The 19424-nt window shown below is 56.5% G+C and carries 23 protein-coding genes; 10 read left to right on the top strand and 13 right to left on the bottom strand.

The genetic code is table 11. The features are described from left to right. Positions 1–38 precede the first annotated feature (38 nt). Together IPM21_11290 and IPM21_11285 are read left to right on the top strand one after the other, a co-directional pair. Positions 39–284, top strand: coding sequence for a hypothetical protein (locus IPM21_11290; GenBank protein ID MBK9164468.1), 246 nt, complete (start codon positions 39–41; stop codon positions 282–284). A gap of 36 nt (positions 285–320) precedes the next feature. Further along, positions 321–635, top strand: coding sequence for an HIT domain-containing protein (locus tag IPM21_11285; GenBank protein ID MBK9164467.1), 315 nt, complete (start codon positions 321–323; stop codon positions 633–635). A 122-nt stretch (positions 636–757) separates the two neighbouring features. Here IPM21_11285 and IPM21_11280 read toward each other — a convergent pair whose 3' ends face one another. Then, positions 758–1789: a N(4)-(beta-N-acetylglucosaminyl)-L-asparaginase gene (locus IPM21_11280; GenBank protein MBK9164466.1), complete on the bottom strand. Its 1032-nt coding sequence runs from the start codon at positions 1787–1789 to the stop codon at positions 758–760. Between the two features lie 112 nt (positions 1790–1901). Between IPM21_11280 and IPM21_11275 the strand changes: the two genes are divergently transcribed. The 6 genes from IPM21_11275 to tatA all read left to right on the top strand — a co-directional run bounded on the left by IPM21_11275 (position 1902) and on the right by tatA (position 7316). Then, positions 1902–2885 carry a glycosyltransferase family 2 protein gene (locus IPM21_11275; protein MBK9164465.1) on the top strand — a complete coding sequence of 328 codons (984 nt, stop codon included), beginning with the start codon at positions 1902–1904 and terminating at the stop codon, positions 2883–2885. Positions 2886–2974: 89 nt separating this feature from the next. Beyond that, complete coding sequence (gene asnB / locus IPM21_11270) at positions 2975–4987, top strand: asparagine synthase (glutamine-hydrolyzing) (protein ID MBK9164464.1); 2013 nt, start codon at positions 2975–2977, stop codon at positions 4985–4987. Positions 4988–5107: 120 nt separating this feature from the next. Then, positions 5108–5629, top strand: a complete 522-nt coding sequence (locus IPM21_11265) for a hypothetical protein (protein MBK9164463.1) — start codon at positions 5108–5110, stop codon at positions 5627–5629. After that, positions 5617–5955: a hypothetical protein gene (locus IPM21_11260; GenBank protein ID MBK9164462.1), complete on the top strand. Its 339-nt coding sequence runs from the start codon at positions 5617–5619 to the stop codon at positions 5953–5955. Before IPM21_11265 ends, IPM21_11260 begins: the two co-directional genes overlap by 13 nt. A 78-nt stretch (positions 5956–6033) precedes the next feature. Continuing rightward, positions 6034–6987, top strand: a complete 954-nt coding sequence (pip, locus tag IPM21_11255) for a prolyl aminopeptidase (GenBank protein MBK9164461.1) — start codon at positions 6034–6036, stop codon at positions 6985–6987. A gap of 80 nt (positions 6988–7067) precedes the next feature. Next, positions 7068–7316 carry a twin-arginine translocase TatA/TatE family subunit gene (gene tatA / locus IPM21_11250; GenBank protein MBK9164460.1) on the top strand — a complete coding sequence of 83 codons (249 nt, stop codon included), beginning with the start codon at positions 7068–7070 and terminating at the stop codon, positions 7314–7316. A gap of 7 nt (positions 7317–7323) precedes the next feature. Here the strand turns inward: tatA and IPM21_11245 are convergent, their stop codons facing one another. Then, positions 7324–8127 carry a methyltransferase domain-containing protein gene (locus IPM21_11245; protein ID MBK9164459.1) on the bottom strand — a complete coding sequence of 268 codons (804 nt, stop codon included), beginning with the start codon at positions 8125–8127 and terminating at the stop codon, positions 7324–7326. Between the two features lie 111 nt (positions 8128–8238). On the opposite strand from IPM21_11245, the gene IPM21_11240 reads away from it, so the two are divergent. Further along, entirely contained in the window at positions 8239–9015 is a 777-nt protein-coding gene (locus tag IPM21_11240) for a glucose 1-dehydrogenase (GenBank protein MBK9164458.1), read from the top strand. A 35-nt stretch (positions 9016–9050) separates the two neighbouring features. Next, a complete protein-coding gene (locus IPM21_11235) occupies positions 9051–9767 on the top strand; it encodes a sulfite exporter TauE/SafE family protein (protein MBK9164457.1) in 717 nt (238 codons plus the stop codon). A 2-nt stretch (positions 9768–9769) separates the two neighbouring features. On the opposite strand, the gene IPM21_11230 is transcribed toward IPM21_11235, so the two are convergent. From IPM21_11230 to IPM21_11180, 11 genes are all read right to left on the bottom strand, one after another. After that, entirely contained in the window at positions 9770–10258 is a 489-nt protein-coding gene (locus IPM21_11230; GenBank protein MBK9164456.1) for a carbohydrate-binding family 9-like protein, read from the bottom strand. 143 nt (positions 10259–10401) lie between these two features. After that, a complete protein-coding gene (locus tag IPM21_11225) occupies positions 10402–10770 on the bottom strand; it encodes a type II toxin-antitoxin system VapC family toxin (GenBank protein MBK9164455.1) in 369 nt (122 codons plus the stop codon). Beyond that, a complete protein-coding gene (locus tag IPM21_11220; GenBank protein ID MBK9164454.1) occupies positions 10767–10985 on the bottom strand; it encodes an AbrB/MazE/SpoVT family DNA-binding domain-containing protein in 219 nt (72 codons plus the stop codon). Before IPM21_11220 ends, IPM21_11225 begins: the two co-directional genes overlap by 4 nt. A 38-nt stretch (positions 10986–11023) precedes the next feature. Further along, positions 11024–12772 (bottom strand): AarF/ABC1/UbiB kinase family protein, encoded by a 1749-nt coding sequence (locus IPM21_11215; GenBank protein MBK9164453.1) that lies wholly within the window; start codon positions 12770–12772, stop codon positions 11024–11026. Positions 12773–12832: 60 nt separating this feature from the next. Further along, the gene (locus IPM21_11210) at positions 12833–13786 is read right to left on the bottom strand and encodes a bifunctional riboflavin kinase/FAD synthetase (GenBank protein MBK9164452.1); all 954 of its coding nucleotides are present in this window, start codon (positions 13784–13786) and stop codon (positions 12833–12835) included. A gap of 4 nt (positions 13787–13790) precedes the next feature. Beyond that, the gene (gene rfaD, locus IPM21_11205) at positions 13791–14819 is read right to left on the bottom strand and encodes an ADP-glyceromanno-heptose 6-epimerase (GenBank protein MBK9164451.1); all 1029 of its coding nucleotides are present in this window, start codon (positions 14817–14819) and stop codon (positions 13791–13793) included. Between the two features lie 68 nt (positions 14820–14887). Beyond that, a complete protein-coding gene (locus IPM21_11200) occupies positions 14888–15724 on the bottom strand; it encodes an SDR family oxidoreductase (protein MBK9164450.1) in 837 nt (278 codons plus the stop codon). After that, positions 15721–16926 (bottom strand): NAD(P)/FAD-dependent oxidoreductase, encoded by a 1206-nt coding sequence (locus IPM21_11195; GenBank protein ID MBK9164449.1) that lies wholly within the window; start codon positions 16924–16926, stop codon positions 15721–15723. Before IPM21_11195 ends, IPM21_11200 begins: the two co-directional genes overlap by 4 nt. Before the next feature lie 443 nt (positions 16927–17369). Further along, a complete protein-coding gene (locus IPM21_11190; GenBank protein ID MBK9164448.1) occupies positions 17370–18131 on the bottom strand; it encodes a hypothetical protein in 762 nt (253 codons plus the stop codon). A gap of 22 nt (positions 18132–18153) precedes the next feature. Continuing rightward, positions 18154–18387 (bottom strand): addiction module protein, encoded by a 234-nt coding sequence (locus IPM21_11185; protein ID MBK9164447.1) that lies wholly within the window; start codon positions 18385–18387, stop codon positions 18154–18156. A 48-nt stretch (positions 18388–18435) separates the two neighbouring features. Next, a complete protein-coding gene (locus IPM21_11180) occupies positions 18436–19413 on the bottom strand; it encodes a deoxyhypusine synthase family protein (GenBank protein MBK9164446.1) in 978 nt (325 codons plus the stop codon). Positions 19414–19424: the final 11 nt, after the last annotated feature.

Below are 19424 nucleotides of genomic sequence, written 5' to 3'. Positions count from 1 at the left end.
CCTTGTGCTAAAATCTAGGCCGAGGAGGTTTTTAGCAAATGAATTTTTATAGACAAACCATCAAGAATCTCCCGTCCGTTTTCCACGTTCCCGCCGAATTCCGCAACCGCGACGTCGAGGTCATCATACTTCCGCTCGATGAGAACGGTAACGGGAAGAAAGACGACGTCGAACGCGATGAAATGGGATACCCGATCGGCTTTTTTGAGGCAACGGCCGGAGCGATCCCGGACTTTCCAGAAGGCGACCAGCCTCCGATGCAGGAACTTAAACTGACTGAATAGCGGCTCCCAAATTCCAATGAGACACAAAGACTAAGGATGTCGGATTTCTATTGCGAAGAGGTTTTTTCGGGAAAGACGCCGGTCGAGAAGGTGCTTGAGACGGAAAACGTTCTTGCCTATCACCACACGCGGCCGTTCTGGCCGGTGCATATCGTTGTTGTGCCGAAGCGGCACGTCGCCTCTGTTCTCGAGGTCGAAAGCGATCTGCTCATCGAGATCTTCGACGTCATAAAAGAGGTCGCCGCCCGGGTCTCCGAAGAACACGGTGCCGCCCGCGTCCTTACCAACCTCGGCGACTACCAGGACTCAAAACACCTGCATTTTCACATCAACTCCGGCGATCCGAAGTAATTCGCCACGGAGCACACAGAGGGCTCAGAGAGAAATCTTCGGTTTTTCTCGAGAAGAAAAGCCAGAGTGCCCGAACTTGTTTTCGTTAAGACCGCCCCAAAAACTCTCCGTGTACTCTGTGGCTAAAAATAACTCTTTGATTCAAGCACCTTTCCCTGCGGGTGCTCGGCATTCGTCACCGAGAACGTAAAGCCCTTTTGTATCGCAAATGCTCCGACCTCGCCGCGGCGTGAGATGGCGACAAAGCCGACTTGAAACTCCTTTGCCTTGGCGGTGTCGCGTTTAATGATGCGGCGGATGGCCTCGCGGCAGGCTTGCTCGGGCGAGCGGCCCATCCGCATTTGTTCGATGACGGTGTGCGTCCCGCAGATGCGGATCACCTCTTCGCCGACGCCCGAGCTCGTCGCCGCACCGACCTCGTCATCAACAAAAAGCCCGGCTCCAATTATCGGCGAGTCGCCAACCCGGCCGTGCATCTTAAACGCCATTCCGCTGGTCGTGACCATTCCGGCAAGCTTGCCTCTCGCGTCGATCGCGACGGTGCCCATCGTGTCATGGTTCGGCGAGCCGTCGCTCAAAAAATACGGCGCTGCTTGGGAGATCTTCTTGTTCTCGATGTTTATCTCCGGCTTGTAATTCGATTTCTCAAGCCATTTCTTCCATTCCCTTTCGGCCTCGGGCGAAAGCTCGCCGCTCTCTATCGAGAACCCGTTCGCCGCGGCAAACTGCTGTGCCCCCATTCCGGCAAGCAGGACGTGCGGCGTCAGTTCCATCACCTTCCGGGCGACCGAGACCGGATGCTTGATCCGCTCAAGATACGCGACGCTGCCGCAGTCGCCGTTGCCGTTCATGACGCAGGCATCGAGCGTCACGGTTCCGTCGCGGTCTGGGTTCGCGCCAAGCCCGACGCAGCAGCTCTGCTCGAGCTCCGCCGCACGGCCTGCTGCCTCGACCGAATCGAGCGCCGATCTCCGCTCCGCCAATAGCGGCCAAGCCGCCGCATTCGCCCGAACGCCGCTGTCCCATGTAGAAACCACCGCCGGCAGCTTCACTTTCATGCCTGAACGGAGACCGGCCGTCTGAGCCTCGGCAGGCGACAAATGAGCAGCAGCGGCAACCGCGGCCGGTATCCCAATAAAGGTTCTTCGATTCATATTTTCGTACGATCGGTGTGCGAACGGTGCTAGTTCTTGTGCCAACCGTTTGTGCGTGCTGTATTTTCCCGCGTGAAAGTTCTAGATTATTAGGTTTATCGGATTTATTGAAATGGTTTCAGAAGCTACTGAAAAACTTAACGACGCGCCGGAGCTCTCGCTTTTTCTGCCCGTGCTTGATGAGGAGGACAACCTCCGCCCGATGCACGCCAAGATCGCGGCGGCGCTCGACGCTCTCGGCAAAACGGCGGAGGTGATCTTCGTCGATGACGGCTCGACCGATAATAGCCTCGCGATATTGAAAGAGATCGCCGCCGAGGACGACCGTGTTCGCGTCATCTCGCTTCGCCGGAATTATGGCCAGACCGCCGCGATGTCCGCCGGCATCGACGCCGCAAAAGGCGACATCCTTATTCCGATGGACGCCGATCTGCAGAACGACCCGGCCGATATCAAACGCCTGCTCGACAAGCTCGACGAAGGCTACGACGTCGTTTCCGGCTGGCGAAAGGACAGGCAGGACAAGCTCATCTCGCGAAAGATCCCGTCGCAGATCGCCAATCGTATTATTTCCTGGATCGGCGATGTACATCTGCATGACTACGGCTGCTCGCTCAAGGCATATCGCCGCGACGTGATACAGGACGTAAAGCTCTACGGCGAGATGCACCGCTTTATCCCGATCTACGCAAGTTGGGCCGGGGCACGCGTGACCGAGATCCCGGTCGATCACCACGCACGTACCGCCGGCAAATCGAAATACGGCATCTCGCGGACGATCAAGGTCATCTTCGACCTGATAACCATCAAGTTCATGGCTGAGTATCACACCAAGCCGCTGTATGTATTTGGCGGCTTCGGCATGCTGGCGTTCTTTATTTCAATGATCGCCGGCGTCTGGGCGATCGTGCTGAAGCTCTTTTACAGCACATCGTTCATCCTAACGCCGTTGCCCATTATCGCCATCGTGATGCTCGCCATCTCGGTGCAATTTTTCCTGATGGGCCTCCTCGCCGAACTCCTCGTCCGCACCTACCACGAATCACAGGACAAGGCGATCTATGCAGTGAGGGAGAAGATAGGATTCACTGAGTGAGCTGCGAGCAGTAAGCAGTGAACAGCGACGGTCGAGTTCCTGATGTTGTTCTAACTGCTAACTGCTACCCGCTCACTGCTCACTTTTTTATGTGCGGTATCACCGGTTGGATAAACCTAAAACGATCTGATTCGAACGACGGTGCCGAGGCGGTGCTGCACTCGATGTGTGAACGGATCGTGCATCGCGGGCCGGATAGCGAAGGCTTGTGGCTTGATGACACGGTCGCGCTCGGTATGCGGCGGCTTTCGATCATCGATCTGCACACCGGCGACCAGCCTGTTTTCAATTGCGACCGCTCGGTCGTCGTGATGATGAACGGCGAGCTTTACAACTACCGCGAGGTCCGCTCCGAGCTCGAAGCGAAAGGCCACAAGTTCACGACCAAATCCGACACAGAAATACTGCCGCATCTTTACGAGGAGTATGGCGAGGCGATGCTTGATCACGTAAATGGCATGTACGCCTTCTCGCTCTGGGACGCGAAGCAAAAAAAGCTGATCATCGCCCGTGACCGCTTTGGCGAAAAGCCGCTATATTACGGCGTCTTCGATGACAAGCTGATCTGGGCATCTGAGCTCAAAGCGATACTCGCCCATCCCGCCGTCAAGCCCGAGCTCGACCTGAACGCGTTCCGCCACTACGTCTCGTTCGACTACGTCCCGGCGCCAATGTCGATCTTCAAAGGCATCCATAAACTTCCGGCGGCACACGTCCTCACGGTCGAAAATGGCGAGGTCAAAACCCGCCGCTACTGGGACCTAAATTGGAGTGCGGACACTCCTGTCCGCATGAGCGTCGTTTCGACGCGAACGAGCGCGAATGATTCAGAGTCGTCGATAGATAAAGACAGTTTCGCCGGAGGAACCGGCGATGCGGACAAGAGTGTCCTCACTCCTTCGAAGACGCTTACAGAGAGATCCGACGAACTCCGCGATCTGCTTTCGGACGCCGTTCGAATGCGGCTAGTCTCGGACGTTCCGCTTGGCATCTTGCTCTCCGGCGGGATCGATTCGTCAACCGTCGCGGCCTTTGCGGTTCAGCACGCGACGGAACGCGTCAAGACCTTTTCTATCGGCTTTGAGGAAGACAGCTTTGACGAATCGAAGTATGCGCGGCGGGTCGCGAAGCATCTCGATACCGAGCATTACGAGGACAAACTCTCGGCCGCGACCGCCGGCGACCTGATCGGCGAGATCGGCGGTTGGCTTGATGAGCCGATGTCTGATGCCTCGTTGATCCCGACCTTTCTGCTCGCCCGCTTTGTCCGCAAGCACGTAACGGTCGCACTCGGCGGCGACGGCGGCGACGAGATTTTCGCCGGCTACCCGATGTATTACGCACATCGCGTCGCGGCCCGATATCTCGCCTTGCCCTCGCTTCTCCGCCGCGGTTTCATTGAGCCGCTCATCAACGCACTTCCCGTTTCAACGAAGAATCTCTCGTTCGAATACAAGGCCAAGCGCTTCATCCGGGCGGCTCGTTATGATGACGTTGCGCGGCATCATTCGTGGTTCGGCTCGTTCTCGGTCGATCAGCACGATCAGCTTTTCACCAAAGATGTGCTCGCCCAGACCGACGCCGACATCTACCGCGGTGTGCGTGAACTCGTCGGCGGTTCCGATGCGAAGAATGTCGTTGAGCAGATGCAGTATGCCGACATCAACTACTATCTCGCCGAGGATATTTTGACCAAGGTCGATCGGGCCGCAATGGCCGTTTCGCTCGAAACGCGTGCACCGTTTCTCGACCCCCGCATCGGCCAGTTCGCCGCGTCGATCCCGGTCGAATACAAACTTAAAGGCAAGAGCGGCAAAGTCATACTCAAAGAGGCGATGCGTGACCTGCTGCCGCAGGATATTCTTCACCGCCCGAAAAAAGGCTTCGGCATCCCGATCGCCGAATGGCTCAAAGGCCGCCTCAATCCGCTAATGCACGACATGCTCGCACCCGAAAGGTTAAAGCAACAAGGCCTCTTCAACCCCGACTACGTCCAGCGTCTCATCACCGAACACGAAACGGGCCGAGCCTCGCACCACAAGGAACTCTGGACCCTTCTCGTTTTCCAACTCTGGTCGGACAATTTCCTAAACGTAAGCTAAAATGTGCGAGAGGGGAGAAGAGCCGGTTAGACAGCAAAGGAGCGATTAACAGGCTTTAGTTGACATTGCCGTGTTTGAGGTTTGGATCGAGGCGGAGGGGAAAGTATTTGGAAGAAAGTAATGATGAAGAGCATGTATTCGAGGAATGTTGCCGGCTTTCAGGCCCGTAACAGAGTGAGTGTTTTACCTATAATGGGCCTGTTGCTTTTTGCCGCCACGAATGTAGCGGCCCAAGGTTGGAACGGCATAATCCCTTGTGTTACGACCCGTCTTCAGGCCGAGAAAATCCTGGGGCGAGATCCGGACCCGGACATTATAGGGATATATCATTTAAAGAAATACAGCGTGAACGTCCATTACGACCGACGGGACATAAGCTCTCCGGCGGAAGATATCGTTTCGTCATTTGTCGTATACTTGAACGATACCGTAAAACTCAAATCGTACGTCAAGAAGCTTCGGAATTTTCCTAAAGACTTTCTCAGAACCGAGTTACCATACAGTCTCACCCATGTGTACGGGGCGGCGTCATATATCGACGGTGAAAAAGGTTTCATTATAAAGGTCCAAAAAGACGAGGACGACGAAGAAGTGATTTACGGCTTTGAGTACTTTGGCACCAAAGAGGAATGCGAGAGCTAACAACGGAAGAGCGCGATCTTACCTGCTGGATGTTAGAAAACGGGACGCCCCAGGCATCAGAATTTTTGGAGCAGTTGAAACACGCCCGCGTGTGCTCAGTGTGCCCATGCGGTTGCGCAAGCGTAAATTTCAAGATCGAGGGAATGGAGGAGCCTACTGGCGGGCTCCGTATTTTAGGTGATTTTATCTTTGGTGAAGGCGATAAATCGGCTGGAGCCTTTGTTTTTGAAAAGGAAGGGATTCTTGCAGGAATTGAAGTCTACGGCAGAGCGGGCGACGCACCAAAACAATTGCCCCAGAGTTCTGAACTTCGTCCCTTTGATTGATGTCGAATGGATTACGCTCCTGTTATTCTGTCGGGGTATTTTGGCTAGTACGACCGGCTCGGTTATCATCGAATTCATATGAAAACTCTTTACCCGGAGATCGAGCCTTTTGAATCTGGCATGTTGAAGGTGTCGGATATTCACGAGATCTATTGGGAGCGCGTTGGCAACCCTGATGGCATTCCGGTCGTGTTTCTCCATGGCGGGCCGGGCGGCGGGCTCATCCCGATGTATCGGCGGTTCTTTGACCCCGAGGCTTACCACGTCATTCTTTTTGACCAACGCGGGGCGGGAATGTCCACGCCGCACGCCGAGCTTCGTGAGAACACGACCTGGGACCTGATCAAAGACATCGAAACGCTCCGTGAGAAGTTCGACATCGATAAGTGGTACGTCTTTGGCGGTTCGTGGGGCTCAACGCTCAGCCTCGCCTATGGCATCAGCCATCCCGACCGCTGCCTCGGGCTCATCCTCCGTGGCATTTTTCTTACGCGCAAAAAGGAACTCGATTGGTTCTATCAATACGGTGCTTCGGAGATCTTCCCCGATTTCTGGGAACGCTACAGCGAGGCAATTCCGGAAGACGAACGCGGCGATTTCATGACCGCCTACCACAAGCGGCTGACCAGCGACGACGAACGGACACGGCTCGCAGCCGCCCGTGCCTGGAGCACGTGGGAAGGCGCGACCTCAAAGCTGTTTCCCGATCAGGACCTTGTCGATCATTGGGAGGGCGAGCACGAGGCCCTGAGCCTCGCCCGCATCGAGAGCCACTATTTCGTCAATGGCTCGTTCTTCCCGTCAGACAACTATTTGCTCGAGAATGTAGATAAGATCCGGCACCTGCCGGTTGTGATCGTCCAGGGCCGCTATGACGTGGTCTGCCCGATGACCTCCGCGTGGGAGCTTCACCGGGCACTGCCGGAGGCCGAGTTCATTGTCGTTCCCGACTCGGGGCATTCGGTCTCGGAGAAAGGCATTACAGCCGCGTTAATCGATGCGATGGACCGTTTTCGCACGGCCGGTTTGTGATATAGTTTGGGTATTCGGACCGATTCGGCCCTAGTTGCCGTTCGTGCGTCTAAAAATTCGTAGGTGTGATTATGTTAGCAATTGCTCTCGGGACAACTGAGATCATCCTGATTGTTGCCGTGCTTTTCTTGCTTTTTGGTGCCTCGCGGCTGCCGCAGCTTGCCAAGTCGCTTGGCCAATCGCGAAAAGCCTTTAAGGAGGGCCTCCGTGAGGCTGAAGAGGAAGAAGCCGCCGATAAGTCGCTCCGCTCGGCGGAAGCTCCGCAGATCAACCAGATGAGCGACGACGCCCTTGCCGAGGAGCTTCGCCGCCGTGCCGAAGCGAAATAGCTGGAATTTAGTGTGTGTAGGCCTTCTCGCCGGTTAACACTGTCGCCTTTACCGTAAATCGAAAGGCAAGATCGCCGTCCTCGGCGTCGATAAGCTGAGCAAGTCGCTCCATGACTTGCTCTTTCTTTTCGGCGGACATCTCGCCAAGCCATCGCGGCATTAGAAAATCTAAAACCAGCGGCGAGGCCGCAAAGGCCGTTCCATCCTCGTATTCAAATATCTCGTTCTCTGTATTCAGGCTCACTTTCGCAAGCCCCGCGGCCTCGGCAAACCCATCGAGCGCAGACGTCGACGGCAACTCCGCGATCAGGTCTTCGGTCGCGACCGCATCGGCGGCAAACTCTTCATCGAGCATCACTTCCCACAGAAGCGAAAAGATCTCACCAAAACTCCCTGCCGCAGGCAGCATCACCATAACCTTTCCGCCCGGCCGTGCAACGCGAGCCGCCTCCGCGATCAGCTCTCCGGCCTCTACCGGATCGGTAAGGCTGCCGTCGGCGATGACGACATCGAACGCGTCGTCATCGTACTGCATCTGCGAAACCTCGACGTCGGAACTCAAGGCGACGGCCTTGTCCTTTGCGATCTTGAGCAATTCGTCGTTCTCGCATACGGCGAAGACGGCCGCCTCGTCGCCCGCGGCCTCGCGGACGGCAAAGCAGTGTGTGCCCGTTCCGGCATTCAAATAAAGAACGTTCTCCACCGCCTTGAGCTTCAAATGCTTATCGGCAAGCTCGGTGAATCGCCGCGTATAATCGTCTGTGATGTAAAGATCGCGGAGAAACGCCAGTTCCCGCTCGGTTTTTTCCATATATCAATTTAACCGCGATTCTGACGCTTAGTCCACCGGCCGGCCGGCTCGCGAATTCCCCGCGGCCGTATGGTAAACTTTTGCTTTCCAGGTAGCAGCGCGATCATCACTATGCCAGGCAGGAACGTTACGGAACTCTTTGATCTTACGGGACGAACGGCCATTATCACCGGCGGCTCACGCGGCATCGGCAAAGAGATGGCCGAAGGCCTCGCCGAGGCCGGGGCGAATCTGATGATCTGCGCCCGCCGGCAGGAATGGCTCGATGAAACCGTTGCCGAATTCACCGCTCGCGGCTTCAGCGTTGCCGGAAAGGCATGCGATGTTTCCAAGGCCGAGGACGTACAGGCCGTAGTCGAAGCCACGGTGGAACAGTTTAGCGGCCTCGATATTTTGGTGAACAATGCCGGCATTTCCTGGGGAGCGATGCCGGAAGATATGCCGCTCGAGAAATGGCAAAAGGTGCTCGATGTAAACCTGACCGGCTGTTTTCTTATGGCACAGGCCGCCGGCCGCGAGATGCTGAAAAATAACAGCGGCTCGATCATAAACATCGCCTCGATCGCAGGCCTTACGTCCTCGGCAAACGGGCCTTTCTACGCCGGCTATGCCGCCAGCAAAGCGGGCCTTATAGGCCTGACCCGCGAGCTCGCCGCGAGCTGGGGCCGCCGCGGAATTCGCGTCAATGCCATCGCCCCGGGCTTCTTCCACTCGCGGCTGGCCGATGCCGTTATCGATATTTACGAACGCTCGATACAGGAAAATAATGTGATCCCGCGGATCGGAAAGGAAGGCGAGCTGAAAGGCACCGTCGTCTTTCTCGCTTCCGATGCCTCGAGCTACATCACCGGCCAGACCATCGCGGTCGATGGAGGAATGACGGTCTAGGTTTGGAGTCCCGGCTTTGGCCGGCAAGGCACTTAATGGAACAACTTCTTTCGCCAACGCCCGAACAATCGGCCATCGCCGTGCTGGTCATCGGCTTTCTCTTTGGGCTTTATCATGCCGTTGAGGCCGATCATCTAGCGGCGGTCTCGGCCATCGTCAGCGAACACAAGCGTGTTTGGACAGCCTCGATCATTGGCGGCTTTTGGGGGCTCGGGCACACCATCTCGCTGGTCGCGGTTGGGGCACTTGTCATCTTTGCCAAGCTGCAGATCTCTGAAAGCACCGAGGCATGGCTTGAGGGAATCGTCGGAATAATGCTCGTCTTGCTCGGGCTCAATGCACTACGAAAGATCTTCACCGCCGAAAAGATCCACGCCCACACCCACGAACACGGGGGCCACGCCCACACGCATATACATACGCATAAAGATGAGGCCGCCGAACGCTCGCACCATCGCTTTGCACCGCGAGCAGTCGCGGTCGGGCTCGTCCACGGCCTCGCCGGAAGTGCCGGACTGATGCTGCTCGTCCTGCCGACCATCTCTTCGCCCGCTGTCGCTATGTTCTATCTAGTGATCTTTGGTGTGGGCTCGATCGCGGGAATGATGATAATGAGCCTACTGATGGGCCTACCGCTCCGCTTCACCGCCGGCCGTTTCGACTTCCTCAATCAAGGGATCCGCGTCCTCGCCGGCCTCTTCAGCCTCGCCTGGGGCGCTTTACTGATCAATGAAAAACTAATTCAGGGCTGATCTCACTTGATGAAGTGAAACTCGCCGAACTTTTCCGGTACATGGAAGTTTGGCTTTTCGGTCATTGTCGGCTGCCAGGCGAGGTAGCCGCGGGTTTCGCCCTCGCCGACGCAGCGAAAGATGTTGCCAAGCCAGACATCGCCGGCCTTCGGCTTTCGCCCAAAGGCCTCCCATGGGATCTTCATCGCCATCAGCACGCGGCCGTCCTCTGTCTTTGCCGCGGCTTCCATCCCTGAGTTGTAGTCCCAGTCCGTCACCCGCTCGCCGCTCGTCAGGTCAATAGCAAGATCAAGCCACTCGCCCGTCGGCGCGACCTCAAACTCAAAATACCGACGCGGCCCATTCCTATCCGGAGCAATAAATATCTCGCAGACATCCCGCTCCCAAAGCCCGATCGATTTCCTTTCCAGAACAGGATCAGCTGACGCGATCACCGGTTCGTCCTGCCGTCCGTCAAATGTGACCGAAAGTCCGGAATCGCTCCAGGACAATGAACAGGCAAATACTCGGCCCAACGAGCATCTATCGCCATTCCAATACGTTTCGATGGCTACGGAGTCTGAATCCCTATGAATTGCAGGCTCTTTCGACAACAGCATCGCGGGGTCTTCAAGCTTGTAGGGAACGAGGATCTTCACTTTGGAAAATAGCGGACACCCGGAAGGCCTTCAAAATCCTCATCCTGTGTCCAGAGTGTTGCCTGATGGTATTGGGCGGTCGCGTAAATGATGCTGTCTGCCATCGGGAGTTTGTATCGAGCGGCTTGCAGTGCCAACGACAGGTCAATATCAACCGTTTGGCCGAGCGTCATTGCCTGAATAGCGTTTCTTGCATCGGCTTCATCGCCATCACGCAAGACTCGCTTCACCACCTCATAGACCGAAATGACGGGGACGATCAGGTTCTTCGTGTCCTTGATCGCAGGCAGAAAGACCCGCGAGCGGCTTGACCCAGTCAAGAACTCAAGCCAACCTGAAGAATCTACGACGTTTCGGCCGCTCACAACCGGTCGTCCTCGCGTTCGATCTCAGTATCCGTGAGCTTACCGCGCAATATCCCTTTATACTCTTCGATCGGCCGTATCGGAATTAGTTCGACGGTCCCGCCGACATCGACCACGCGAAACCGAGTCCCGGGCTTGAGGTTCATTCGCTCCCTCACCTTTTGCGGTATGACCACCTGAAACTTTGACGATAGTTTTACGGTATCAGCATCCATAAGAGTATCGTAAAACAGTAACCCGATCGATGCAAGAATTACTTACCCGTGTTCAAGACGGTCTTCACGGCCATTTTCGCGAGTTTCCATGTGCGGTCCCAGTCGATCTTGCCGCCGTCTTCGCGGCCCATTATTTTGTCGACGAAGATCTTGCGGAAGTCGCGGCCCTCGCGTTTGAGCATAAATTCTTTGGCGTAGGGCTTCGCGGTTTCAAAGAAGTTGAACTCGGGGTCGGTGATGATGCCAATACCCTCGAGCGTCATCAAAGCCCGCATTATGTAAGTAAAATTAGACGGCAGGCGGAACGGGTAATCGTACATCACATCCGCCAGGTCGTAGGTCAACTCTTTGAAATTTACATCCTTGAGCTTCAGGTTCAGGTGAAACTCGAACATCTTCTCGACCACCGGACGCACCGCCGCAGCATCGACGCCGGGCTTCAAGAAATTGAGGTCGATAAGATCTTGCGCGATCCCGGCCGGATCTTTGCTGACGACGTGAAAGAATGCATCGATCATCTTTGACTGCAGTTCCGGCGAGATCCGCCCGACCATGCCGAAGTCAAAGAACGCAAGCCGCCCATCTGGCATCACAAGCAGATTGCCCGGATGCGGATCGGCGTGGAAGAACCCGTCCTCCAAAAGCTGTTTGAGATAAGTCCGGATAAGCAGTCGATTGACCTTCTCGGGGGCTATCTGCTGCGCCTGAAGCTGTTCAAGGTCCGTCACCTTCGTGCCGTGGATGTACTCCATCGTCAGCACTTTCGAGGTTGTGGCGTTCCAATAGATCTTCGGGACGTGTACATTGTCCCAATTCCTGAAGTTCTCGCGGAACCGCTCGGCGTTCTGCCCCTCGGCGGCGTAGTCCATCTCTTCGTGGATGGTCTCGTTAAATTCGCGGAGCATCCCGGACCAATCGGCGTTTTCGTTGAGCTGCGGAAACCGCTCGGCAAAATCCGCCACCTTTCGCAGGATCTGCAGGTCGCCCTTGATCGTCGCCTCGAGATTCGGCCTTTGAACTTTTACGGCGACCTCTTCGCCGGTGTGTAGCCGTGCCCGATATACCTGCCCGAGCGATGCGGCCGCGACCGGCTTTAGCTCAAATTCTTTGTAAACGTCATTGATCTTCAGCCCGAGCTCTTTCTCGATCCGGGCGAAGGCGATCTCGTTGTCAAACGGCGGTACGTTGTCCTGCAGTTCGCCGAGCGCAATGACGAACGGCAGCGGCAGAAGGTCCGCCCGCGTGCCCATCGATTGCCCGATCTTGATAAACGTCGGCCCCAGCTCGATCAGCTTCTCCTTGAGCCAAACGGCCTGCTTTTCCTGGTTCACCTCACGGTTCAGCTCGCTCCCTAGAAAGAAGCGGCGAAGCAGCAACATCGTGTTATGAAAGAACCAAAGCCGAATCCCGTAGAGCTTTTCGCCCAGAACGGCCGCCCGAGTAAGCCGCTCGGCCGTCTTCATTCGTTCCCGTGCGTGTTGGAGCTGCGCCTTTCGGTGCATCTCGTATTGATCGAGGTAAAGATAGAGGCCAAGCTTGCCGATGACGCCGGAGACATTTGCGATGCGCAGCCATCCGCGGATGCCCGTATAACTCCGCTCGACCTCCGATTCTTTCTTCGTCAGAAACTTTTCTTCGGCAATTAACTGGTCATTCGAGACAAATTTCGCGATCGGCAGTTCCTCGGTCGCCACCATCGGCCGCGAGCCGTTGCCATTCGTCCCATTTCGGGCCGGAAGTGCCGGCTCGACCACCGCGAGGCCCTGCTCTTTAGTTAAATCTTTCATCCGCCTACTATCTTCGCCGCCCAAGCCTCTTTCGATGCGGTTGACCTACCGGTGTTTGCATTAAAGTATCTCGAGCATATTCTTTACGCCCGGACGGCTGAAATAGTTCCTCGCCCTGTCGGTGTCGCGCTCGATCTGTGCCCGCAACTCATCTATTCCGTTGAACTTACGCTCGTCACGAATGCGGTGCAGGAAACGCACGCGGAGCACGTCGCCGTAAAGGTCGCCCTCGAAATCGAAAATGAAAGATTCGATGGAAGGCTCAACGTCATTTTCGAAGGTCGGCCGGACACCGATATTCGTAATGCTCCGCCGCCATGTGCCATCAACAAGCGTTGCGGTCGCATAAACCCCAAATTTGGGAATTACGCGATTATGCGGCTTGAGATTCGCGGTCGGGAAGCCGATCGTTCGTCCGCGTTGGGCACCGCGTTCGATCACGCCCTCAACGCCGTAAGGCCGGCCGAGCATCCGGCGAGCAAGGTTCACGCGGCCCTCGTTCAAAAGATGCCGTATCTTTGACGAACTGATCCGTTGCCCGCGAAGCCGGACCTCCGGAACTTCCTCGGCGATGAAGCCGAGTTCGCCGCCCATCTTCTTCAGCAGTTCGATATTGCCGCCGCGGCCGCGGCCAAAGGCAAAATCCTGGCCCAAATGGACTTCCCTTGCCTGCAGACGGTCATTGATTATCTCAGTGATGAAATCCTCCGCCGGCTGCCTCGCAAACGCTTCGTCAAACTGAACGACGATCGCCTGCTCAATTCCCAAAACCTCCAGGTTCGCAAGCCGCTGATCAAGCGTCTGCAATAGCGGCGGTGCCGACTCAGGATGCAGCACGGCTCGCGGATGCGGGTCGAATGTGATCGCCGTCGGGACCGCATCGACCGCCACCGCCCGCTCGGCTACCGTCTCCATTATCCGCTGATGCCCAAGGTGGAGCCCGTCAAAAACGCCGAGCGTCAAAACGGTCGGCTTTTGAATATTGGCATTCTCTGTGCCGTGAAAGATCTTCATTCCGCTAGTCTCCGAGATGCTTGCCCGGAACTAGATAGTTTCTCACATAATCGGCGACTGCCGAATCGAGCGGGGTCGTCTCGGCCGTATAGCCGGAGTTGCGGATGCGGGTGAGATCAGCCTGTGTGTGATATTGATAACGGTCGCGAAGATGCTCGGGCATGTCGATGAATTCGACGTTCCGCGGCAGGTCGAGCGCCTTGAAGATGGCATCGGCAAGAGCGTTCCAGGTATTCATCCGCCCCGAGCCGACGTTAAAAAGCCCGCCGCGTGTGTCCGAGGCCCGCACGTTAGTAATGGCTCCTCCGTCAGAGGCCCGCACGTCAGTAAGGGCTCCTGAGTCCCAGAAATGCAGCGTCATCCCGACCGCGTCTTTCACATAAACAAAATCGCGTCCAAATTCGCCATCTTCGTAGTCTGGGTTTGCACTCTTGAAAAGCTGTAGCTTGCCGGTCGAATTTATCTGATCGAACGCCTTGTTCACCAGCGAACGCATGTCGCCCTTGTGATCCTCATTCGGCCCAAAGACGTTGAAATATTTCAGGCCGACGATCTTGTCAAAGAGCCCGTTGCGGGCCGCCCATTGATCAAAGAGGTGTTTGGAATAGCCGTAAACATTCAGCGGCCGCAGCTTGCCCAAATGCTCAAAGCCATCGGCCATCCCGGCCGAGCCGTCGCCATAGGTCGCCGCCGATGAAGCGTAAATGAATCGGATATCGTTCTTCACCGCCCAACGCGCAAGGTCCTGCGTGTAGTGATAATTATTGCGGATCATATAGTCCGCGTCGGTCTCGGTCGTCGAGGAACACGCCCCGAGGTGAAAGACAACATCGGCATCCTTGAACTCGTCGAGGTCGTCCATTAGATCGTAGGCATCGATGTAATCAGCAAACCGGAGCGGCACCAGATTCTTCCACTTGTCCGTCTCGTCCATCACATCGGCGATCAGGATGTCGTCCACACCCATCTCGTTCAACCGCCAAACAACAGCACTCCCAATGAACCCCGCCCCGCCTGTAACAATTATCTTCATAACGAATCAGTAGGTCGTTTCGCCTAGAGGCTATTCTACCTCAATACGTCGTGCGGGCACTTTTAGCCCTAAGTCTCATTCAGCTTCCCTCGGCTGATCGCGTTGGCGATGGCGAGGTAGCGTTTGGGGAAGAGCCGTTGGATCCAGCTTAGGAGTTGTGCATCGGGGCCGACGATGATCCGCGGGCTGCGTTTTTTGATGCCGTTTACGATGATCTCGGCGGCGCGGTCGGGTGTGGTGGTCGAGAGGTTTCGGTTCATCCGTTTCAGCCGGCGTTCGATCTCTTCGGCGGTGTGGGCGGTGTTTGCGGCGATGCGGGCACTGTTCGCGATGTTGGTCCGAACCCCGCCGGGGTGGACCGATGAAACGGCGATGTTCGTCCCTTCCAGCTCGTGCTTCAAGGCTTCCGTAAACCCGCGGACGGCAAACTTGCTCGCACAATAGGCCGTCTGTCCGGGCGGTGCGACCAGCCCGAATAGGCTCGAGATATTCACGATATGTGCCGACTGCTCTTTCTCAAGATGCGGCATAAAGAGCTTCGTCCCGTGGACCACGCCCCAGAAGTTGACGCCCATCAGCCACTCGATCTCATCGAGCGTAACCTCCCGCAGCGTGCCGCCGAGCGCGACGCCCGCGTTGTTGATCACGTGGGTAACGCGGCCGTGCTCGCGCATCACATCATCAACGAAAGTCTGCATCGCCACGCGGTCGGAAACATCCACAATGTGCGTCGTCACCTTTGTCGTGCCGCTGATCGCCGATGCCGTTTCGTCGAGCCCCTCGGGGTTCACGTCGGCCAAAGCCAGCCCCGCAATGCCCTCCGCCGCGAGCCGCTTTGCCAACGCCCGCCCGATCCCCGAACCCGCACCTGTCACCACCGCAACGCTATCTCGTCTGATCGTCATCTGAACTCCATCGTCCCGTCTTCGAGCCGGCCGTAGCGGAGCATCCGCAGGTCCTTGGCGTAATTCTGATGCAGCCGCCAAGGGTGCTTCGATCCCTGGCTCGGTATCTCGCCGAGTGCACGCAGGACGTAGCCGGAGTTGAAATCGAGAGCAGGTTCGCGGGTGATCGTGTCGTCATCGAGCCGCGGCGTGCAGCTTCGGAACCCGTTCGCGTCCATGTGCTTTATCAACCGGCAAACGTATTCGCTCGTCAGGTCGCATTTCAGCGTCCACGAAGCGTTCGTGTAGCCAAAGGCCTGCGCCAGATTCGGCACGTCGTTGTACATCATTCCCTTGTAGGCGATCTTCTCCGACAGCACGACCGGTTCGCCATCGACCGAGAGCTCGAGGCCGTCCATGATCTTCAGCACGAGCCCGGTCGCCGTCACGACAATGTCCGCCTCGATCTCTTCTCCGCTCGTTAGCCGAACACCGGTCTTCATGAATGTCTCGATCTCGCTCGTCACGACCGATGCCCGTCCCTCGCGGATCGCTGCAAAAAGGTCCGAATCCGGCACGAGGCAAAGCCGCTGATCCCAGGGGTTATAGTTCGGCCGGAAATGCTCGAGCTGCTCCTCGCCGAGCTCGGCCCGGATGCCTTTCTCGATCAGCCGCTTCATCGCCGACGGCCGCTTTTTCGCGAGGCCGTAAAAGAACATCTGCCGCAGCACATTCTTCCAACGCGTCGCCGCATAAGCCGCCTTTGCCGGCAGCACGGCACGAAACGCGTTGGCGATGCGATCCTCGGACGGCATCGAAACAACATACGTCGGCGACCGCTGGAGCATCGTTACATGCTCCGCCGTCTCCGCCATCGCCGGCACGAGCGTCACAGCCGTCGCACCGCTTCCGATCACGAGCACACGCTTGCCCGCATAATCGAGCCCCGCCGGCCACTTCTGCGGATGCACCACCGTGCCCTCGTAATCCCCAAAACCCGCCCACTCCGGCGTATAGCCTTCCTCGTATTTGTAATAACCGGTGCACAGATAAAGAAAGCTGCAAGTGAACGTCGCTCTGTCAGAACCGCCTGCGTCAGCGTGCGGCCAGTTTGTTTGCGTGCTTTCGCCTCCGCGTCCCCGCGTCCCCTCTTCTCCTTTTCTCCCGGTCTCCTCTTCTCCTTTTCTCCCATTCTCCGCGTCACCGCGTCGCACCAACTCCACCTCAACCGTCCACTTCGCTTCCTCCGAACTCCACTCCGCACGCCGCACCCGGTGCCCGTAGCGGATCTCTTTCTCAAGGTCATACTCGCGGGCCGTCTCGCGGATGTAGTTCAATATCGAAGGCCCGTCTGCTATCGCTTTCTGCTCTTTCCACGGCTGAAACCGATACCCGAGCGTGTACATATCCGAATCCGACCGCACGCCCGGATAGCGAAATAGGTCCCAAGTCCCGCCGCTCGCCGCCCGCCCCTCAAGTATCGCAAACCGCTTCCCCGGCAGCTCCATCCGCACCTGTGCCCCGGCCCCAATACCCGAAAGCCCCGCACCGATAATTAGGACGTCAAAATGTTCCATAAAAGTAAGAACCGGAAGCGGTAGCGACCAGGCTCCTGCACCAATACGAAGGAATTAGGCAGGTCGAGATTTCGATATCAAAACAAATTCTACTTGGGTTTGTACGTCAACACGATTCTCAAAAAGTCGTCAATTTCAGATTTCGAAGAAACGGTCGCAGAAAAATTTGCGAATGATTTTTCAAACGTGGCGACAATGTAATTTTGCTTGGTGAGAACGATCAAAGCCTTGTCATCACTGAACTGTTCCGTCTTTGTCCATTCTGCGACATCGGAATGCGCATATATCATTGCGAAGTTGCCCGCCATTTCGCCGATATCGTACCCGATCCCCAACCCGCCTTCCTTTCTAATGTAACCTGCGACGGTGTCTATCCCGCATAGTGGCATGTGTTCATAACCGGGCAAGAGCTTGATATGCCCGGGCGGCGGTACCGATTCGTCACTGAGTGTTACCAGGCTATAGACGACGCCTTTCTTATGTCGAACCATCAGTGTCGTGGCCCGTTTCCATTCTTCCTGAACGCCTCGGCAACCCTTACGCGGTGGGCAGGGCAGTTTCTTTATCTCGGTGTACTTCAATGGGCGACGGCACAAGCGTCCCGGAGCCAGCTCTCGAATCACATTTCGAACGTCTTCGGCACGCAGGAGCGCGTTTTTGTCTTCAGGATCATCCGGTACGATACGCAGGGTTTTTACTTTACCGGTTTCCAAAAAAGATGCCTCAACGACGATGCCCGGCTTGATCCGGTAGCGGTCACCTTCGGGCGGCCCGTATTTGCTATCGAGGGTAGTTCGCGACTGTGCCGCGAGCGCGGAAGCAAGGAGAAGAATGAATAGAATCGCTCTCATTGAGATTCATGAGCTTGGCAGGCTACTGAGGTGGTAGTTTCACCTCGCTTCGGAGTTCGTCTTCGAGTTCGTCAAGGTTAATGAACGAATCCTCGCCTTCTGCAACGGCCCTTTGCCGATCGGCTAGATATTCGCGATGCCAGTCCGGCGGTTCGTTCAGGTTTCGCTCGGTCATACTTTTCCAGAGCGCTTCCATCAGCTCTATCTGCTGAGCCGGTGTCATCTTGCTGATCTCAGGGATAGTTTGAACTGTCATAGTCGTATTCTAACACCAGACATTCGAGGCGGATAAAATTTCTTGCGGCTACCAGCCCAAAACATAAGCAAACATTAGCGGGGCGACTATTGAGGCGTCGGATTCTACTATGTATTTCGGTGTTGAGGCTTCGAGTTTGCCCCAGGTTATTTTTTCGTTCGGGACGGCGCCAGAGTAGGAGCCGTAGCTAGTGGTCGAGTCGCTGATCTGGCAGAAGTAGCCCCAGACGGGGACGCCCGTCCGCTGCAGGTCCTGGTGGAGCATTGGGACGACGCAGATCGGGAAATCACCCGCGATTCCGCCGCCGATCTGGAAAAAGCCGACGCGGGACTCATCGGTAGCGTTGGCCGTATACCATTCGGCAAGCATCGTCATATATTCGATGCCGGTGCGGACGGTGTGGACGTTCTCGACATCGCCGGAGATCACATGCCCGGCAAACATATTGCCCATCGTCGAATCTTCCCATCCCGGCACGACCATCGGCAGGTTCTTCTCCGCCGCGGCATACATCCACGAATCCTTCACGTCGATCTGGTAATACTCCTCAAGCGAACCGTTCCGGAGCACCTCGTACATGAATTCGTGCGGGAACATCCGCCGGCCCTCGACATCGGCCCGCGTCCAGACCTCGACCATCGCCTTCTCCAGCCTCCGCATCGCTTCGTGCTCGGGGATGCAGGTGTCCGTCACCCGGTTCATGTGCCGGTCCAGCAACGCCTGCTCGTCCTCGGGCGTCAGGTCGCGGTAGTTCGGCACGCGTTCGTAAAAATCATGGGCGACCAGGTTGAAGAGGTCTTCCTCAAGGTTCGCCCCCGTGCACGAGATGATCTGCACCTTGTCCTGACGGATCATCTCAGCGAGCGACAGCCCCAGCTCCGCCGTGGACATCGCCCCGGCGAGCGTGATCATCATCTTCCCGCCTCCGTCCAGATGCTGTACGTAACCCTCCGCCGCGTCGATCAAAGCCGCCGCATTAAAGTGCCGATAGTGATGCTTGATGAAATCAGTTACTTTCGCGCTCATTTCCAACGATT

Source organism: Acidobacteriota bacterium (assembly GCA_016716435.1).
Classification (GTDB): domain Bacteria; phylum Acidobacteriota; class Blastocatellia; order Pyrinomonadales; family Pyrinomonadaceae; genus OLB17.
The sequence above is the reverse complement of the archived record's forward strand: the minus strand, read 5'-3'. Positions and strand labels throughout refer to the sequence as shown.

Coding starts and splice junctions, on each gene's coding strand:
- IPM21_11290 (MBK9164468.1), top strand. CDS start 39: ATGAATTTTTATAGACAAACCATCAAGAATCTCCCGTCCGTTTTCCAC.
- IPM21_11285 (MBK9164467.1), top strand. CDS start 321: ATGTCGGATTTCTATTGCGAAGAGGTTTTTTCGGGAAAGACGCCGGTC.
- IPM21_11280 (MBK9164466.1), bottom strand. CDS start 1,789: ATGAATCGAAGAACCTTTATTGGGATACCGGCCGCGGTTGCCGCTGCT.
- IPM21_11275 (MBK9164465.1), top strand. CDS start 1,902: ATGGTTTCAGAAGCTACTGAAAAACTTAACGACGCGCCGGAGCTCTCG.
- asnB (MBK9164464.1), top strand. CDS start 2,975: ATGTGCGGTATCACCGGTTGGATAAACCTAAAACGATCTGATTCGAAC.
- IPM21_11265 (MBK9164463.1), top strand. CDS start 5,108: ATGATGAAGAGCATGTATTCGAGGAATGTTGCCGGCTTTCAGGCCCGT.
- IPM21_11260 (MBK9164462.1), top strand. CDS start 5,617: ATGCGAGAGCTAACAACGGAAGAGCGCGATCTTACCTGCTGGATGTTA.
- pip (MBK9164461.1), top strand. CDS start 6,034: ATGAAAACTCTTTACCCGGAGATCGAGCCTTTTGAATCTGGCATGTTG.
- IPM21_11245 (MBK9164459.1), bottom strand. CDS start 8,127: ATGGAAAAAACCGAGCGGGAACTGGCGTTTCTCCGCGATCTTTACATC.
- IPM21_11240 (MBK9164458.1), top strand. CDS start 8,239: ATGCCAGGCAGGAACGTTACGGAACTCTTTGATCTTACGGGACGAACG.
- IPM21_11235 (MBK9164457.1), top strand. CDS start 9,051: ATGGAACAACTTCTTTCGCCAACGCCCGAACAATCGGCCATCGCCGTG.
- IPM21_11220 (MBK9164454.1), bottom strand. CDS start 10,985: ATGGATGCTGATACCGTAAAACTATCGTCAAAGTTTCAGGTGGTCATA.
- IPM21_11215 (MBK9164453.1), bottom strand. CDS start 12,772: ATGAAAGATTTAACTAAAGAGCAGGGCCTCGCGGTGGTCGAGCCGGCA.
- IPM21_11210 (MBK9164452.1), bottom strand. CDS start 13,786: ATGAAGATCTTTCACGGCACAGAGAATGCCAATATTCAAAAGCCGACC.
- rfaD (MBK9164451.1), bottom strand. CDS start 14,819: ATGAAGATAATTGTTACAGGCGGGGCGGGGTTCATTGGGAGTGCTGTT.
- IPM21_11200 (MBK9164450.1), bottom strand. CDS start 15,724: ATGACGATCAGACGAGATAGCGTTGCGGTGGTGACAGGTGCGGGTTCG.
- IPM21_11190 (MBK9164448.1), bottom strand. CDS start 18,131: ATGAGAGCGATTCTATTCATTCTTCTCCTTGCTTCCGCGCTCGCGGCA.
- IPM21_11185 (MBK9164447.1), bottom strand. CDS start 18,387: ATGACAGTTCAAACTATCCCTGAGATCAGCAAGATGACACCGGCTCAG.
- IPM21_11180 (MBK9164446.1), bottom strand. CDS start 19,413: ATGAGCGCGAAAGTAACTGATTTCATCAAGCATCACTATCGGCACTTT.